The following is a 15,127-nucleotide window of genomic DNA, read 5'->3' on the forward strand; positions in this document are numbered from 1 at the left end:
AAAGATATATTCTACCGATTCTTTAATCGCGCGTTAAAGATGCCAGTTGTTTAAATTTTCACTGTTTTACTCATCATTTATCCATTGGGTGACTCACTATTTATCTGCCAGCTGAAATTGCCGTAATTAAGGCAAATGCAGCGCTTCCTCAAGGAGGATTAGGCGATAGGGCTACTTGTGTTTAACTCACTCATTGGATGGAATATGAATATGATTAATCTGCCTAGCTGCCGTTCATTTACCGAAGCCGGCCATTTATCTCAAATATCTGCTTATTACGAAGAAGGTCGCAATACTTTATGGATGTTACTTCGTGCCCATCCTCGGCCTTGTTTTAACCTAGAGTTAATTGAAAATATTATGACATTGGCTCAGGCTGCTAAGGAGTCAAAATTACCGATAGATTTTTGGGTAACAGGCTCAGTCGTACCTAATATGTTTAATGTGGGGGGCGATTTGAACTTTTTCGCCCAAATGATTAAGAATCGTAAGCGAGAAGCGCTAATGGCATATGCTCGTGCTTGTGTCGATTGTGTTCATGCCGCTTCTCGCGGATTTGATACCGGTGCTATCTCTATTGCGATGATTGAAGGCAGCGCATTAGGTGGGGGGTTTGAGGCGGCATTGGCTCATCATTTTGTGTTGGCACAGACAACCGCCAGAATGGGTTTTCCGGAGATTGCATTTAATTTATTTCCTGGCATGGGGGGATATTCACTGGTCGCCAGAAAGGCGGGTATGAGGGTGGCAGAACAACTGATTTGGACTGGGGAATCTCACGCGGCTGAGTGGTATGAGAGCCGAGGGTTAGTTGATAAGCTATTTCAGCCTGGAGATGCTTATATTGCGACACGCACATTTATAGACACTATCAGGCCTAAGCTAAATGGTATGAGGGCGATGGTTCGAGTCCGGCAGCGTGTTTTACAATTAACACGTTCTGAATTAATGGACATTACAGAAGACTGGGTTGACTCTGCATTTTCTATTGAGCCGAAAGATATCGCCTATATTGAAAGGCTGGTTACGCTGCAAGATAGGCATACTTCGGGGATACCAAAAGCGATATAGTTTTATATCTAATTAGTTTTTACATCTAATCCAGTAAAAGGTGAGGGTGTTGTGTTACCAGCCAATGCTCCAGTTTATCTGCGGGCATTGGTTTGGCGTAAAGAAATCCCTGTTTCTCATCAACGCCAATAGAATCCAGGAATTCCTCTTCCTCTTTCGTTTCCACTCCTTCGGCAATGACTTGCATTTTTAGTGCCTCGGCGACAACAATAATGGCTCTTACCAAAGATTGTGAAATAGGATTAGTGTCAATATGGCGCACAAAACTTTGATCCAGTTTAATGGCATCTATAGGGATGCGCGCTAACTGGGAGAGTGAAGAATAACCAGTACCAAAATCATCTAAGTGAACTTGAGCACCTAAGTGGCGTAGCTGTTTCATTATATTGATAGCGGCATCTTCATTATCAATTAAGCAACTTTCAGTTAATTCAACATCGACCAGGCTAGACTCCAACTCACAGGCTTCAAGAGACTCAATAAAACTGGTGACGATAGCTTCATCAATTAATTGTCGGGCAGAAACATTGACTGCAATTCGTAGGTTAATGCCACGTTTTTTCCAATCTACCGCCTGTTGCATAGACGTTTGGAGTACCCATTTACCCAAGGGTCTGATAAGCCCAGATTCTTCCGCATATGAGATAAACTCCTGAGGAGCAATTAAACCTCGTTCAGGCGATAGCCATCTGACGAGAGCTTCGACACCGAGTACTTTTCCCGTTTTGGTGGATATTTTGGGTTGGTAAAAGATTTGTAATTGATGTTGTTCTATGGCTTTTCGTAAGTTGGTATCGAGCCAAACATACTCGGATACTTTTTTATTCATCTGTTGCGAGAAGATGGAATAGGTTTGTTTCCCATGTTCCTTCGCGGTATACATGGCTGTATCCGCACTGCGGATAATATTTTCCAGCGTATCACCATGCTCTGGGCATAGCGCAATACCAATCGAACAGCCGGTATATACCTCGATCAATCCAACTCGGAATGGTAATTTCATGCGGTTGAGAATTCGCTGTGTGGTTGTTTCCAGCAAATCCAAGGTGGCGTTTTCGACCAGAACAATAAACTCATCGCCCCCTAACCGGGCAAGCATTTCGTTGTTACCTAAGCAACCTAAAATTGCCAGCGAGACATCTTTCAGTAATCGATCACCAAACATATGACCATAGTGGTCATTTACTTTTTTGAAGTTATCGAGATCGAGATAAATAATACCCACTGAGCTGTCACCGCGGGTTTGGATTGCGCTGTTAATACGCTCATGAATGGCATGACGGTTAGGCAAACCGGTAATCATATCGGTATTAGCCAAAATCCTAAGGCGCTCTTGGGCGCGTCGTTCTTTGGTAATGTCAGTGCCGGAACAGATAAGATAGCGTTCGTTTTTTCCGCTACCGCTGTGAACAAATTTATTGCGAAATAAGAAGAGACGCTTTCCTTTGACGGTATTAACCCAACGTTCCGCTTCATAAGATGCACCGCGCTGAAAAAACCCCTCAATATTCTTCCGTGATGAGGCTCCTTCCTTGGCGGTCATAAATAAGTCGTAAACATTTTTGCCAATAACATCCTGCTCTTTCTTACCGGTATATTCCTCGCTAAGGTGGTTAAATCGCTGTACGCAGCCATCTTTATCGAGAATCACAATCACTGAGTTGGCTTCAGAAACAACCTGTTCCGCAAAAGAAAGGCCCATAACCAAATCACGAGCGACAGATTCAGTATCGGCATAGGCTGAGGCTGTTCCTCCCCATTCTTTATCATTAATTTTTCGGCCAACAAGATGCAAATGAAGGGGGTGACCATAAATTTCAATTTCAATATCTAAACTGGCGGTAATACCGGTTAATCCCCGGATTTTCATTGTTTGAACAGAATTAAGAGGTATCGCAATATTTGCTATCTCTTTAATTGCCGACAGTTCTAAAGCCTGGCTATCAAAGGCAAGCCGCCAAAATGGGCTATGAGTACCAAAGTAGGTATTGAGGATCGACGTGTCTTGGTCTTGGAACATATGCGATCCCCTAAAAGTGTATATGTGTCTTTTACTTACCTTCGTCAGAAATTAAGAAGGCTCTATTTCTGGACTTCCCAGTAATGATAATCATCCTGACCTGTAGAGCATGGCTCTACCCAGAGTGCCCACCTAATAAAGTATATGTGTAATTTATTCATACCAGATCGTAGATAGTAGCGATAATCATAGTAAATGCTCTTCCTACTTTCAGGTTGTGATGAAAGTTAAGCATGAAAAAAATAAAAGACACTATTTTTTATATTGTTATGCTCATTTAGGCTAAATCCTAAAATGAGAAACGAAAGATGTGAAACACTTTACTGAGGTGTTTAATGAGGGATAAGTATACTTTTAAGCAAGTTGATGATGAACGTACGTCAGTGACAGCAATCTGCATATTTCATTTGAACTGTGGTCACTATCAGCTAAAACCAATTCGGGAATTTATGCTGCCACCAATAATGACGGCATTCCAGGGGGAATTCCTTGTTTTTTATCTTACTTAAACCGGCTGTTATTTAAAAATTAAGTACCATTCCAACTCCCACCTCTTCTATATCAACCGCACCGGCTAGTGCTATTTTGGCTTTTAAGTCAGTACAATGGCAGGGATAGAGTGCTTGTGCATTGAGTTGCTTAAAATAGTCGGATGTTCTGGTGAGGGTAGATGTTTCTGCATTTAATAGATGAAACCCACCAATAACAGCTCGAACGCGTTTATCGCCTGTCACTTTAATTGCATAATCAATAATATTGCAGACTCCAGAGTGAGAGCAACCGGTAATAATCACGATCCCCTCAGGGCTGGTATAAACTATCGCGCTGTCATCTATGACAAAATCGTCAACTTCATGACCGCAACAATTGATAGTTTTTCCAATAGGATGCAGCCCTTCAAAATCATTACTGCGTACTATTTCACCTAAAAAAAGCAAATTGTCAGTAAGATAATAAACACCAGTCTGATTAATCCGTTCGAAAAATGAAGGGTAACTATCGGCCGGTAAGTTAGCACCTATTGATTTATCTTCATGGTATTTGGGTACAAAAGCACTGGGGTGAGCTACTAGCTTTATTTTCTTCACGCTAGGGTAGTTGGTTCGGTCAAGATGTTGAGCGAGATGGGTTAAGCCCCAGCTATGATCATTATGACCATGAGAGATAATTACACTATCGATATCGCTGATATCAATACCCAGAATTGACGCATTACGTAGAAAAACGTCAGAGTAGCCTGTATCAAAAAGGTATGTTTTCCCATCAATTTTAAGGTGATAACAGACACCTGGCTCGGCTGTCAGATATTTATCTATTAGAGTATTGTTATCAACCAGCACAGTTAACTGCATGTGTTTTCCCTTTTTTACTCATATTATTCCGATCTCCCATGGCTGATACTGTGTGAAGTGGCAAGCAGCATATCGAGGTCTGATGTTGGCACCAGCGCCTTGGGTATTGCACTGATAATATTGCCTCTGAAATTGTTGAAAGTAATCGGCAATTGATTCTATTTGTTCAACATACTGCAGATGACGGGGAAAAAACAACGAATGCCCCATGTTGTTTAAAATCAGGCGCGGGCTTGTTTAACTTTTCAATTAGCCTTTTACCTGAAATGTGGCTTTGTAAAAACCGGCCGCACAGAACTGGATGGCGAAGGGAGGGCTTTTCCGCTGCTTCACTTGGCGAAGGCAGAATAATAAAAACCCAGATTTCTCCGGGTCTTAGCAAAACTGGTAAATATAAGCAGTTACTCGATATTCTGGATCTGTTCGCGCATTTGCTCAATAAGCACTTTCAGCTCAATGGCTGAGTTGGTCACTTCGGCGTTGATCGATTTTGATGCCAGCGTATTCGATTCGCGGTTAAATTCCTGCATCATAAAATCAAGGCGACGACCGACGGCTTCTTTCTTCTTCAGGATATTGTGCGTTTCTTTGACGTGTGCTTCCAGACGGTCCAGCTCTTCAGCTACATCTACACGCTGCGCCATTAGCACTAACTCCTGCTCCAGGCGGGTATTTTCCAGCTGAACTTGCGCTTCTTCCAGCTTGTTCAGCAGGCGCTCACGCTGCCACTGCAAGATGTTTGGCATATGCGCACGAACTTTAACAATTTCTGCACTAACACCATCAAGACGCTGTTCGATCAGTGCCTTCAGTGCCGCACCTTCGGTTTCGCGAGAAATGATAAAATCATCTAGAACAATATCAAGTGCTTGTATTAGCTCGGTGCTGATGGCATCCAAGTCTTGTTCTTCGGCGGCCATAACTCCCGGCCAGCGCAAAATATCGACTGGATTGATTTCACCTTCATCACTTTGCATTTTGACCCAGTTACCGGCTTCTACTAATTGTTTTGCCAGTTTTTCATTAAGGATCAAAGAGCTTTGTGCGCTGGCATCCAGCTCAAAACGCAGATTGCACTCAATTTTGCCGCGAGTTAAGCGGCCACGGATGCGTTCACGAATAACCGGCTCCAGACTGCGGAACTGTTCTGGCAAACGAATGTAAGTTTCTAAGTAGCGTTGGTTAACGGAACGCAGCTCCCAGGCTGCGCTGCCCCATTCGCCTTTAATATCACGCCGGGCGTAGGCGGTCATGCTGCGGATCATTGTTGCGTACCCGTTTTAAAGAAAAGATGCGGGGATTATAGCCTCCAGGGCGCAGGCAGGATAGGCATTACATCACTAAGGCCGTATAATGCGCGACCAATATCGATTTAAAGCCGGAGAAAGCCCATGCGTCCAGCAGACCGAGCAGCACAACAAGTCCGCCCATTGACCCTGACCCGTAATTACACGAAACACGCTGAAGGTTCAGTGTTGGTTGAGTTTGGCGATACCAAAGTATTGTGCACCGCCACGGTTGAAGAGGGTGTTCCACGCTTTCTGAAAGGCCAAGGCCAGGGCTGGATAACCGCTGAATATGGCATGTTACCGCGCTCGACCCACAGCCGTAATGCGCGCGAAGCTGCAAAAGGCAAACAAGGCGGCCGTACTTTAGAAATTCAACGTCTGATTGCTCGCTCTTTGCGTGCGGCAGTAGATTTGAAGAAGTTAGGTGAATTCACCATCACTTTAGACTGCGATGTATTGCAGGCGGATGGTGGCACTCGTACTGCCTCAATCAGTGGTGCTTGTGTAGCTTTAGCCGACGCGCTGAATAAGCTGGTGGCCAGTGGTAAATTGAAAGCAAACCCAATGAAAGGGCTGGTTGCGGCAGTTTCTGTTGGTATCGTTAAAGGCGAAGCCCTGTGCGATTTGGAATACGTAGAGGATTCTGCGGCAGAAACAGATATGAACGTGGTGATGATGGAAGATGGCCGAATGATTGAGGTGCAAGGCACCGCAGAAGGCGAACCGTTTAGCCATGAAGAGTTATTGACGTTGTTGGCTCTGGCTCGGGGAGGGATAGAAACTATCTTCCAGGCGCAGAAAGCGGCGTTGGAACAATAATTGATTTAGGCGACTTGGTAGTCGCCTTTTTTTTACCCGCTAACCAAGAAGTTATGCACAGATAGAAGCAGTGCATCAGGTTTGCGGTGTACCAAATTAATAAACACAGTGATTAACGAAAGCGGTCACAATCTGGAGAGGAGAAGTACCAATGAAAGCCTATCAGCGCGAGTTTATCGAGTTTGCGCTTAACAAGCAGGTGTTGAAGTTTGGCGAATTTACCCTGAAGTCTGGGCGGATTAGCCCCTATTTCTTTAATGCAGGATTGTTTAATACCGGGCTTGATCTGGCAAAACTCGGGCGTTTTTATGCTGCGGCATTAATGGATTGTGGCGTAGAGTTCGATCTCTTATTTGGGCCAGCATATAAAGGCATCCCTATTGCGACGACCACTGCTGTAGCACTGGCTGAGCACCATAATCGTGATGTGCCTTATTGTTTCAACCGCAAAGAAGCAAAAGATCACGGCGAAGGCGGCAGCTTGGTAGGAAGCCCGTTACAAGGCCGAGTTATGCTGGTGGATGATGTGATAACCGCCGGTACTGCCATTCGTGAATCAATGGAGATTATCAATGCGCAGGGCGCGGCTCTGGCTGGTGTGATGATTTCATTAGACCGTCAGGAACGTGGCCGTGGTGAGATATCTGCGATTCAGGAAGTGGAGCGTGATTATCACTGCAAAGTTATTGCGATTGTGACGCTCAATGATGTGATCAGTTATCTGGAAGAGAAACCAGAAATGGCCAATCATTTGACAGCAGTACGCCACTACCGCGAACAGTACGGCGTTTAAGATTTCCTAAATCAAGAATACAAAAAAGGGCTATTTAGCCCTTTTTATATAATTCAAAAACTCAACTTAAATTGAGTTTATTGGAGCTGAGCCACAATTAGAGGCCAGCGAGCATCAAATTCTTGCGTCGGCCGGTAGCGAAATTCCGAACGAACAAAACGTGAGAGCATCCCTTCACAAAACGCCAGTAGCTGTGTTGCCAGCAGGGCTTCATCATGGATAAAACCTTGCCCATCGCGCAGTTTTTTCTCACGCAGAACCTGACGTAGCTGTACTTCAATTCGCTCAAACAACTGGTTAATGCGCCCTTGCAAGCGGTCTTGCTCGAACATCAATGCATGCCCGGTCATAATGCGAGTCAGCCCTGGATTGCGTTCTGCAAACCCCAATACCAGTAGCAGGATCAGCCGGAGGCGATTAAACGTCTCTTTTTCATCTTGCAGAATCAAATTGATGCGGGACATCAGACTGTCTTCAATAAACTCGATCAGGCTATCAAACATCCGCGTTTTACTGGGGAAATGACGATAAAGCGCTGCTTCCGAAACCCCCACATTTGCGGCGAGTTTGGCGGTAGTAATGCGTTGGCTGCCGTCGCTGGATTCCAGCATTTGCGCTAAAGCCTGCAAAATTTCCTCGCGCCTGTTCCTTTTCGTATTTTCTTTTTCTGCCATGTCCGAGTAGACCCTTGCTAAAAATGACTTAATAACAAAAACCCAAATACCGGCCGCACTAAGGCCAGGCCCCGGCGGCTTATGTGATAGCTTTTTTACGGTATTGAGGTCTAGGGTAGGTTATTGGCGTCCAGAATGACCAAAACCACCGGTACCACGTTCACTAAGATCAAAATCTTCAACCAGATTGAATTCTGCTTGTACAACAGGAACAAATACCATTTGTGCGATGCGCTCGCCGGGTTCGATAGTGAAAGGCTGTTGACCACGGTTCCAGACGGACACCATCAACTGACCTTGATAATCAGAATCAATCAGCCCGACCAGATTACCTAATACCACACCGTGTTTATGTCCGAGCCCTGAACGCGGCAAAATAACAGCAGCCAGTGAGCTATCGCCGATATGTATTGCCAAGCCTGTCGGTAACAATGTTGTTTGCCCTGGAAGTAAATCCACGGCTTCACTTAGACAGGCACGTAAATCCAGGCCGGCTGAGCCTTCGGTTGCATAAGTTGGTAAGGGAAATTCATTGCCAACACGTGGGTCCAGAATTTTAATGTCGATTTTTTTCATCATAACGGCTGACAATCTCGTCTATTAAATGCTGACTGAGGAGGTGCTTATCGCTGAGCGGTAAACGTTTCTCGCCAGTCGGCCAAAAAAGGTGCAAGGCATTAGTATCACTGTTAAAACCATGCTCTGCGAGCGATACATCATTAGCGCAAATAAGGTCCAGATTCTTCCGCACTAGTTTTTGTCGCGCGTATTCTTCCACATTCTGGGTTTCGGCAGCAAATCCAACAACAAATGGACGTTTTTTAGTCATCGCAGCGACCCCAGCGACAATATCTGGATTTTTCACCAATTTAAGGGTGATCTCATCGCCCTGTTTTTTTATTTTCTCGTCAGAAACCTGCTCGGCGCGGTAATCCGCTACCGCAGCACAAGAAATAAAAATATTCTGCTGGGCTGCTAAGTTCTGAACTGTTTGTTGCATTTCTAGCGCACTGACAACATCAATACGATTCACTCCCGATGGAGTAGGGAGCGTCACTGGCCCGGCAACCAGAGTAACTTTTGCCCCTCTGGCAGCGGCTGCTTGAGCGATGGCGAAGCCCATCTTGCCCGAACTTTGATTGCTGATAAAGCGCACTGGATCAAGTGCCTCACGGGTCGGCCCGGCGGTAATCATGACACTCAAATGTTGCAAGTCTTGTTTTGCAGAAAAATGATCATGCGCCAGCGCGACAATTTCCAGTGGGTCTAGCATTCTACCTGGGCCAACATCCCCACAAGCCTGACTACCGCTGTCTGGCCCCCATAACAGCATGCCACGACTGGCGAGCGTCTGTAGGTTTGCTTGAGTCGCTGCTGCACGATACATCTGCTGATTCATGGCGGGCACGGCTGCAATAGGAGCCGCAGTTGCCAGGCAAACGGTGGTCAGCAAATCATTTGCCATCCCAGTGGCTACTCTGGCCAGTAAATCAGCGGTAGCTGGAGCCATGATGACTAAATCAGCCCATTTACCTAGTTCAATATGACCCATTGCCGCTTCTGCCGCGGGGTCGAGTAAATCATCAGAGACGGGGTAGCCCGAGACTGCTTGCAGCGTGAGTGGCGTAATGAACGCTTTTGCCGCGTGAGTCATCACCACGCGTACCTCTGCGCCTCTGTCGCGCAAGCGGCGTACCAGCTCAGGAGATTTATACGCGGCGATACCCCCGCTAATCCCGAGCACAATCTTTTTACCAGAAAGATGTTTGCCGGAGAGTCCCGTCATCATGATTGTCCGAATGAAAGCCGTAAGAGGCGATATTTTAGCATAACCATTGAGTAGATTAGCTATCAGGACGTTCTCTGATGCCATCAATCGTCAATTTTGCGAGACGTTACGCATGTGGCTCATGGCGACTTAGTCGAGTGAAAAGTCTTATGGCATGCTGCCCACGCGGTTTAGGGATAACGGGGGCCAGGAATGGAAGAGTGGTATGGGCAGGTTGCCCCAAGGGAAAAATTACTTAAATATGGTGCTGCGGTACTGACAGATGCCGAGTTACTCGCCATTTTTCTGCGTACAGGTATTCCGGGAATGCATGTGATGCAGATGGCTGAGTATTTGATTGAAGAGTTCGGTTCACTTTATGGGCTGATATCTGCGGATTATCAGGCGTTATGTGCCAAAAAAGGGATTGGTGTTTCGAAATATAGTCAGATTCAGGCCATTGCAGAACTGGCTGGCCGCTGTTTTTCATCCCACTTGATGCAGGAAAGTGTCCTGCAAAATCCCGAGATAACCCAAAAGTTTCTACAAAATATTCTTTCCCATCGCGAACGAGAGATTTTTTTAGTGATGTTTTTGGATAACCAGCATCGTGTTATTCGCCATGAGGAGATGTTTACTGGTACCATCAGTAGCGTTGAGATTCATCCGAGGGAAATTGTGCGTGAAGCGCTTAAGGTTAATGCCGCCGCGCTGATTCTAGCGCATAATCACCCTTCGGGTAAGGCTGAACCGAGCCAAGCCGACCGTTTGATGACTACGCAGGTGATAAAAGCCTGTTCATTATTAGATATTCGTGTGCTCGATCATTTAGTGGTTGGCCGGGGTGAATGTGTCTCATTTGCTGAACGGGGATGGCTTTAGAGCAATAATAATTGATCCTTTCTGGATCTTTAGCTGTTCGGGACTTGAGCACTTACGCTTCAGAGCGTATACTACGCCACCTTTGAGAATCTTGGGTTTGGCGTGAAGAGCCTATCTCAGCAGGTTTATAGCCTGGTGACAGGGGTTTCTGACCTGATGACAGTGAGTCTTCTCAGTGAATTTGCTGAGATGGGCTCTAAAGCCTGACGAGGCGGCCAAATCCTATACGAAGCTCGAGCTGATTTGATTTTTGGAGAATAGACATGTCCCGAGTCTGCCAAGTTACTGGCAAGCGCCCGGTGAGCGGTAACAACCGTTCCCACGCAATGAACGCGACCAAACGCCGTTTTCTGCCGAACCTTCACTCTCACCGTTTTTGGGTTGAGGGCGAGAAGCGCTTTGTAACTCTGCGTGTATCTGCTAAAGGTATGCGTGTTATTGATAAGAAGGGTATCGAAACGGTCTTGGCCGAAATTCGCGCCCGCGGTGAGAAGTATTAAGGAACTGAATCATGGCTAAAGGTGTTCGCGAGAAGATCAAGCTAGTTTCTTCTGCTGGTACTGGTCACTTCTATACCACTACGAAGAACAAGCGTACTAAGCCGGAAAAATTGGAATTGAAGAAATTCGATCCAGTTGTCCGTCAACACGTGATCTATAAAGAAGCTAAAATTAAATAATTTTAATTTTGGTGGATTAAGAAAACCCGGCCTCGGCCGGGTTTTTTATTATATAAAGTCCAGTGAGATACGTTTAGGGAGGTTACATGCCTGAATTACCAGAAGTTGAAACCAGCCGACGCGGGATCGAACCTTATCTTGTCGGCCAAACTATCCTTTACGCCGTAGTTAGAAATACCCGTTTACGCTGGCCGGTTTCCGATGAAATCCTCGCACTCAATGATCAGCCGGTGTTAAGTGTTCAACGTAGAGCGAAATATTTGCTGATAGAGCTGAAGACTGGCTGGATTATCGTGCATCTGGGGATGTCTGGTAGCCTGCGCATTTTGCCAGAAGAAACTGAAGCAGAAAAACACGATCACGTCGATTTGGTTATCAGTAATGGCAAAATACTGCGTTATACCGATCCGCGCCGCTTTGGTGCCTGGTTATGGGCAAAAGACCTTGAAACCAGCAATGTATTAGCCCATTTAGGGCCAGAACCCTTGAGTGATGAATTTACCGCTGAATATCTGTTTGAAAAGTCTCGCAATAAACGCACTGTGGTCAAGCAGTGGCTAATGGATAACAAAGTAGTGGTCGGGGTTGGCAACATCTATGCCAGTGAATCGCTATTCACGGCGGGTATTCTGCCGGAACGTGCAGCCGGGTCATTAACCGAAACCGAGATAACGCAGCTGGTGGCAACAATCAAAGCCGTGTTATTGCACTCTATTGAGCAGGGTGGCACCACATTGCGCGATTTTTTACAGTCAGATGGTAAACCGGGTTATTTCGCGCAAGAATTACAGGTATACGGGCGGGCAGGAGAGTTATGTCGACGTTGTGGCAATGTGATTGAAATTGCAAAACATGGGCAGCGTAGCACCTTTTTTTGCCGCCACTGCCAGCATTAATTCTATTTAGCCAGTTTTGTCATCAGTGCTTTGGTGACCGGTGCAGGAAGAAATGGCGTGATGTCGCCACCGTGGCGCGCCACTTCTTTCACCAGTGAGGAAGAGATAAACGACCATTTTTCTGATGGCATCAGGAAGACACTTTCCAGTTTTGGCATTAGGTGACGGTTCATATTTGCCAGTTGCCATTCATACTCGAAATCAGAGACCGAGCGCAAACCTCGTACTAAAATATTCGCATCATGTTTTTTGGCAAACTCAGCCATCAGCTCACTAAATCCCAGAACTTCCACATTCTTCAATGGTGCCGTGACTTGCTTTGCCAATGCGACCCGCTCGGCCAGAGTAAACATCGGTTTCTTGCTGGAGCTATCTGCAATTGCCAGAATCACATGGCTAAACATTTCTGAGGCGCGGGTGACCAAGTCCAAATGCCCATTGGTAATAGGATCAAATGTCCCCGGATAAATGGCTTTAGTGATCATGAATTCTCACTTTTCTGATATTGATGGCTCAGTGCCCACAGAGCCGCATATTTATTAAAGGTATATTGCGCGTTGACTACTGCTAGCAATAGCCCTTGTTTACCATCGAGGAAGCCGGCACGTAATAGCCATGTCTTACAGAATGCCCCGAGAGTATGGCTGATAATCGCAAAATAACTGCAACTTTTACCTTGTTGATGGCGCTGATTCGCCCAAGCCTGAGCATAGTTGAGTTGTTTTCGTTGAAAGGCAAAAAAGTCACGGCAGGTCAGATGCAGCAAATCACCCGCGAGTGGGATAACTTTTGCAGAACCGCTATCAAGTGATTCATGGACTAAATCATCGTTGTAACGGTATTGGTCACGTGGATATAGCCGAGTGACTCTATCGGGATACCAGCCGCTATGGCGCATAAAACGGCCTAAAAACAGGTTCCGCCTGGCGCAGCTATAAACTGCACCTTCTTCTGGCGCCAATAACACGGTTTCGATCGCACTTTTAAGCTCTGGCGTTACGCGCTCATCAGCATCCAGCATCAAAATATAATCGCCAGTGGCATATTGCTGGGCTAATTGCCGCTGCTTACCGTAACCGGGCCATTCTGTGTTGTTGTAAACTTTCGCACCATATTGTTCGGCCAGTGCGACGGTTTCATCTTCACTTCCTGAATCCAATACCACTATTTCATCAGCCCAGGTGGCTGACGCCAAACAGTCCGCCAGCAGTGAGGCTTCATTTTTAACAATCATCACCACCGACAGGCGTTTTTTGGCACTCATTTAGTGGCTCCGTTGCGGTAGATAAGGCTCCAGCAAGTGCAATAATCGTTGCAGCGCGCCCTGGTTTTCATGCAATACATCAACCGCATGGCGACCATAGTAGAGGCGACAATCTTCATCTGTGAGTAGCTGGGTGATTTCTTTCACCAGCGACAGGGTATCAGTTACCGTAATCAACCCTTCAGCTTGTTCTAGCTTGGCACAGATATCTTTAAAGTTAAACGTATGTGGCCCCATCAACACTGGGATGGCATGCGCCGCCGCTTCCAGTGGATTATGACCGCCGCGCTCAACCAGGCTGCCGCCAACAAAGGCTAAATCAGCAATACCGTATAGCAGCATCAGCTCGCCCATCGTATCGCCGATCACCACTTGTGTGCTGCTTGAAGGTACTTCGCCTTTGCTGCGTAATGTGTAACTCAGCCCTGCTTTTTGTGTTAATTCAATCGCTTTCGGGAAGCGTTCTGGGTGGCGTGGCACCAGAATAAGCAGCAATGTCGGGAACTGCTGTAATAATTGGCGATGGGCTTCCAGCAAGATAGTTTCTTCACCGTCGTGGGTACTGGTCGCTATCCAAACTGGCCGATGTGGTGCCCACTGGCGGCGTAATGTGACGGCTCTGGCGGCTAATTCAGGTGTTACAGAAATATCGAACTTCAGGCTACCGGTCACCGTCAGTTGTGAACGTCTTAGGCCCAACTCAATGAAACGGTCACCATCTTCTTGATTCTGTGCGGCAATCAGCGTGATCCGTTGCAGCATATTACGAATAAAACTACCGATTTTTTTATAGCCAGCAGCGGAGCGGGCAGAAAGGCGCGCATTGGCAATCACTAAAGGTATTTTGCGACGGTGCAGTGCATTAATAAGGTTTGGCCACAACTCTGTTTCCATGATGATGACCAGCTTGGGATTCACCTGATCAAGAAAGCGGTTCACGGAGCCTGGAAGGTCGTAGGGCAGATAAACGTGGTGAACATCTTTACCAAAAGCGGACTGAACACGCTCAGAACCGGTGGGCGTCATGGTGGTCACGGTAATCGGCAATGATGGATAGCGATGGCGTAATGCTCTGACTAATGGGATAGCAGCCAGTGTTTCACCAACTGAAACTGAATGCAGCATGATACCGCCAGCAACAACTTTACCGGCACAAAAACCATAACGTTCCCCCCAGCGCTTGCGATAAGCGGGGGCTTTGCGGCTACGTAACAGCAAGCGCAGCCAAATCAGAGGTTGAATAAGGTAGAGTAGTACCTGATATAAACGCAGCAACATTCTATCAATTTCATTTATATGGATTATTAAGAATAATACCATATTTGAACAAGAAAGGCTCTTTTCCACTGGGGCTGGCCGATAACCAGAGTAGGCTCAGGATATTCATAAAAAAGAATATAAAATTTCAACAAATGGCGGGGATAAAATTGATTTTTCTTATTTAAAGGTGAGAATAGTTTTCATTATCCATATAAAACAATAATTATGCAGCTGTAGATATCTTCAGCTTATTCAATGGTGATATTTTTAGCTGGTAATCATTTGTTATTTAGCGGTTTATCGCGCATTCATGAAATTTAAGTTTTATCGGAATTGTATTGAGTAATTAATTAAACATGT

16 protein-coding genes are annotated in these 15,127 nt (G+C 45.9%); 7 read left to right on the forward strand and 9 right to left on the reverse strand.

The features are described 5' to 3' along the window. The first annotated feature begins 204 nt into the window (after positions 1-204). Positions 205-1,071 carry a crotonase/enoyl-CoA hydratase family protein gene (locus tag QSV56_RS19685; protein ID WP_301213428.1) on the forward strand — a complete coding sequence of 289 codons (867 nt, stop codon included), beginning with the start codon at positions 205-207 and terminating at the stop codon, positions 1,069-1,071. Between the two features lie 25 nt (positions 1,072-1,096). On the opposite strand, the gene pdeR is transcribed toward QSV56_RS19685, so the two are convergent. From pdeR to QSV56_RS19700, 3 genes are all read right to left on the reverse strand, one after another. Continuing rightward, positions 1,097-3,091, reverse strand: coding sequence for a cyclic di-GMP phosphodiesterase (gene pdeR / locus QSV56_RS19690; protein WP_046695609.1), 1,995 nt, complete (start codon positions 3,089-3,091; stop codon positions 1,097-1,099). 521 nt (positions 3,092-3,612) lie between these two features. After that, a complete protein-coding gene (locus QSV56_RS19695; RefSeq protein ID WP_019080326.1) occupies positions 3,613-4,443 on the reverse strand; it encodes an MBL fold metallo-hydrolase in 831 nt (276 codons plus the stop codon). Positions 4,444-4,844: 401 nt separating this feature from the next. Beyond that, positions 4,845-5,708: a YicC/YloC family endoribonuclease gene (locus tag QSV56_RS19700; protein ID WP_301213432.1), complete on the reverse strand. Its 864-nt coding sequence runs from the start codon at positions 5,706-5,708 to the stop codon at positions 4,845-4,847. A gap of 126 nt (positions 5,709-5,834) precedes the next feature. Between QSV56_RS19700 and rph the strand changes: the two genes are divergently transcribed. Continuing rightward, complete coding sequence (gene rph, locus QSV56_RS19705; protein WP_005175960.1) at positions 5,835-6,551, forward strand: ribonuclease PH; 717 nt, start codon at positions 5,835-5,837, stop codon at positions 6,549-6,551. 151 nt (positions 6,552-6,702) lie between these two features. Continuing rightward, positions 6,703-7,344: an orotate phosphoribosyltransferase gene (gene pyrE / locus QSV56_RS19710; RefSeq protein WP_050132140.1), complete on the forward strand. Its 642-nt coding sequence runs from the start codon at positions 6,703-6,705 to the stop codon at positions 7,342-7,344. A gap of 77 nt (positions 7,345-7,421) precedes the next feature. Here pyrE and slmA read toward each other — a convergent pair whose 3' ends face one another. The 3 genes from slmA to coaBC form a co-directional block, all read right to left on the reverse strand. After that, the gene (gene slmA, locus QSV56_RS19715) at positions 7,422-8,018 is read right to left on the reverse strand and encodes a nucleoid occlusion factor SlmA (protein ID WP_004714376.1); all 597 of its coding nucleotides are present in this window, start codon (positions 8,016-8,018) and stop codon (positions 7,422-7,424) included. Positions 8,019-8,138: 120 nt separating this feature from the next. Beyond that, positions 8,139-8,597 carry a dUTP diphosphatase gene (dut, locus tag QSV56_RS19720; RefSeq protein ID WP_005164750.1) on the reverse strand — a complete coding sequence of 153 codons (459 nt, stop codon included), beginning with the start codon at positions 8,595-8,597 and terminating at the stop codon, positions 8,139-8,141. Beyond that, positions 8,575-9,807 (reverse strand): bifunctional phosphopantothenoylcysteine decarboxylase/phosphopantothenate--cysteine ligase CoaBC, encoded by a 1,233-nt coding sequence (gene coaBC / locus QSV56_RS19725; protein ID WP_046695608.1) that lies wholly within the window; start codon positions 9,805-9,807, stop codon positions 8,575-8,577. Before coaBC ends, dut begins: the two co-directional genes overlap by 23 nt. Before the next feature lie 192 nt (positions 9,808-9,999). Between coaBC and radC the strand changes: the two genes are divergently transcribed. The 4 genes from radC (at position 10,000) to mutM (ending at position 12,243) form a co-directional block, all read left to right on the forward strand. Next, the gene (gene radC, locus QSV56_RS19730; RefSeq protein ID WP_019080310.1) at positions 10,000-10,668 is read left to right on the forward strand and encodes a DNA repair protein RadC; all 669 of its coding nucleotides are present in this window, start codon (positions 10,000-10,002) and stop codon (positions 10,666-10,668) included. A 263-nt stretch (positions 10,669-10,931) separates the two neighbouring features. Then, entirely contained in the window at positions 10,932-11,168 is a 237-nt protein-coding gene (gene rpmB, locus QSV56_RS19735) for a 50S ribosomal protein L28 (protein WP_005164747.1), read from the forward strand. Positions 11,169-11,179: 11 nt separating this feature from the next. Then, a complete protein-coding gene (gene rpmG / locus QSV56_RS19740) occupies positions 11,180-11,347 on the forward strand; it encodes a 50S ribosomal protein L33 (protein ID WP_004392084.1) in 168 nt (55 codons plus the stop codon). Positions 11,348-11,433: 86 nt separating this feature from the next. Continuing rightward, positions 11,434-12,243 carry a bifunctional DNA-formamidopyrimidine glycosylase/DNA-(apurinic or apyrimidinic site) lyase gene (mutM, locus tag QSV56_RS19745; protein ID WP_263700144.1) on the forward strand — a complete coding sequence of 270 codons (810 nt, stop codon included), beginning with the start codon at positions 11,434-11,436 and terminating at the stop codon, positions 12,241-12,243. Positions 12,244-12,245: 2 nt separating this feature from the next. Here mutM and coaD read toward each other — a convergent pair whose 3' ends face one another. From coaD to waaA, 3 genes are read right to left on the reverse strand one after another with little or no spacing between them, the layout of a single operon-like run. Continuing rightward, positions 12,246-12,728 (reverse strand): pantetheine-phosphate adenylyltransferase, encoded by a 483-nt coding sequence (gene coaD / locus QSV56_RS19750; protein WP_019080309.1) that lies wholly within the window; start codon positions 12,726-12,728, stop codon positions 12,246-12,248. Then, positions 12,725-13,507, reverse strand: a complete 783-nt coding sequence (locus QSV56_RS19755; RefSeq protein ID WP_046695607.1) for a glycosyltransferase family 2 protein — start codon at positions 13,505-13,507, stop codon at positions 12,725-12,727. The genes coaD and QSV56_RS19755 overlap by 4 nt, the downstream gene beginning before the upstream one ends. Next, on the reverse strand, positions 13,508-14,782 hold the full coding sequence (gene waaA / locus QSV56_RS19760; RefSeq protein WP_172654442.1) for a lipid IV(A) 3-deoxy-D-manno-octulosonic acid transferase: 1,275 nt from the start codon (positions 14,780-14,782) through the stop codon (positions 13,508-13,510). Positions 14,783-15,127: the final 345 nt, after the last annotated feature.

The sequence above is a fragment of the Yersinia sp. 22-579 genome (genome assembly GCF_030433455.1).
Taxonomy (GTDB): domain Bacteria; phylum Pseudomonadota; class Gammaproteobacteria; order Enterobacterales; family Enterobacteriaceae; genus Yersinia; species Yersinia enterocolitica.

Excerpts from the sequence above, each read along its gene's own strand:
- QSV56_RS19700 (WP_301213432.1), bottom strand. The coding sequence starts at position 5,708 with ATGATCCGCAGCATGACCGCCTACGCCCGGCGTGATATTAAAGGCGAA.
- rpmB (WP_005164747.1), top strand. The coding sequence starts at position 10,932 with ATGTCCCGAGTCTGCCAAGTTACTGGCAAGCGCCCGGTGAGCGGTAAC.
- rph (WP_005175960.1), top strand. The coding sequence starts at position 5,835 with ATGCGTCCAGCAGACCGAGCAGCACAACAAGTCCGCCCATTGACCCTG.
- slmA (WP_004714376.1), bottom strand. The coding sequence starts at position 8,018 with ATGGCAGAAAAAGAAAATACGAAAAGGAACAGGCGCGAGGAAATTTTG.
- coaBC (WP_046695608.1), bottom strand. The coding sequence starts at position 9,807 with ATGATGACGGGACTCTCCGGCAAACATCTTTCTGGTAAAAAGATTGTG.
- mutM (WP_263700144.1), top strand. The coding sequence starts at position 11,434 with ATGCCTGAATTACCAGAAGTTGAAACCAGCCGACGCGGGATCGAACCT.
- rpmG (WP_004392084.1), top strand. The coding sequence starts at position 11,180 with ATGGCTAAAGGTGTTCGCGAGAAGATCAAGCTAGTTTCTTCTGCTGGT.
- coaD (WP_019080309.1), bottom strand. The coding sequence starts at position 12,728 with ATGATCACTAAAGCCATTTATCCGGGGACATTTGATCCTATTACCAAT.
- QSV56_RS19685 (WP_301213428.1), top strand. The coding sequence starts at position 205 with ATGAATATGATTAATCTGCCTAGCTGCCGTTCATTTACCGAAGCCGGC.
- pyrE (WP_050132140.1), top strand. The coding sequence starts at position 6,703 with ATGAAAGCCTATCAGCGCGAGTTTATCGAGTTTGCGCTTAACAAGCAG.
- dut (WP_005164750.1), bottom strand. The coding sequence starts at position 8,597 with ATGATGAAAAAAATCGACATTAAAATTCTGGACCCACGTGTTGGCAAT.
- QSV56_RS19755 (WP_046695607.1), bottom strand. The coding sequence starts at position 13,507 with ATGAGTGCCAAAAAACGCCTGTCGGTGGTGATGATTGTTAAAAATGAA.
- pdeR (WP_046695609.1), bottom strand. The coding sequence starts at position 3,091 with ATGTTCCAAGACCAAGACACGTCGATCCTCAATACCTACTTTGGTACT.
- QSV56_RS19695 (WP_019080326.1), bottom strand. The coding sequence starts at position 4,443 with ATGCAGTTAACTGTGCTGGTTGATAACAATACTCTAATAGATAAATAT.
- radC (WP_019080310.1), top strand. The coding sequence starts at position 10,000 with ATGGAAGAGTGGTATGGGCAGGTTGCCCCAAGGGAAAAATTACTTAAA.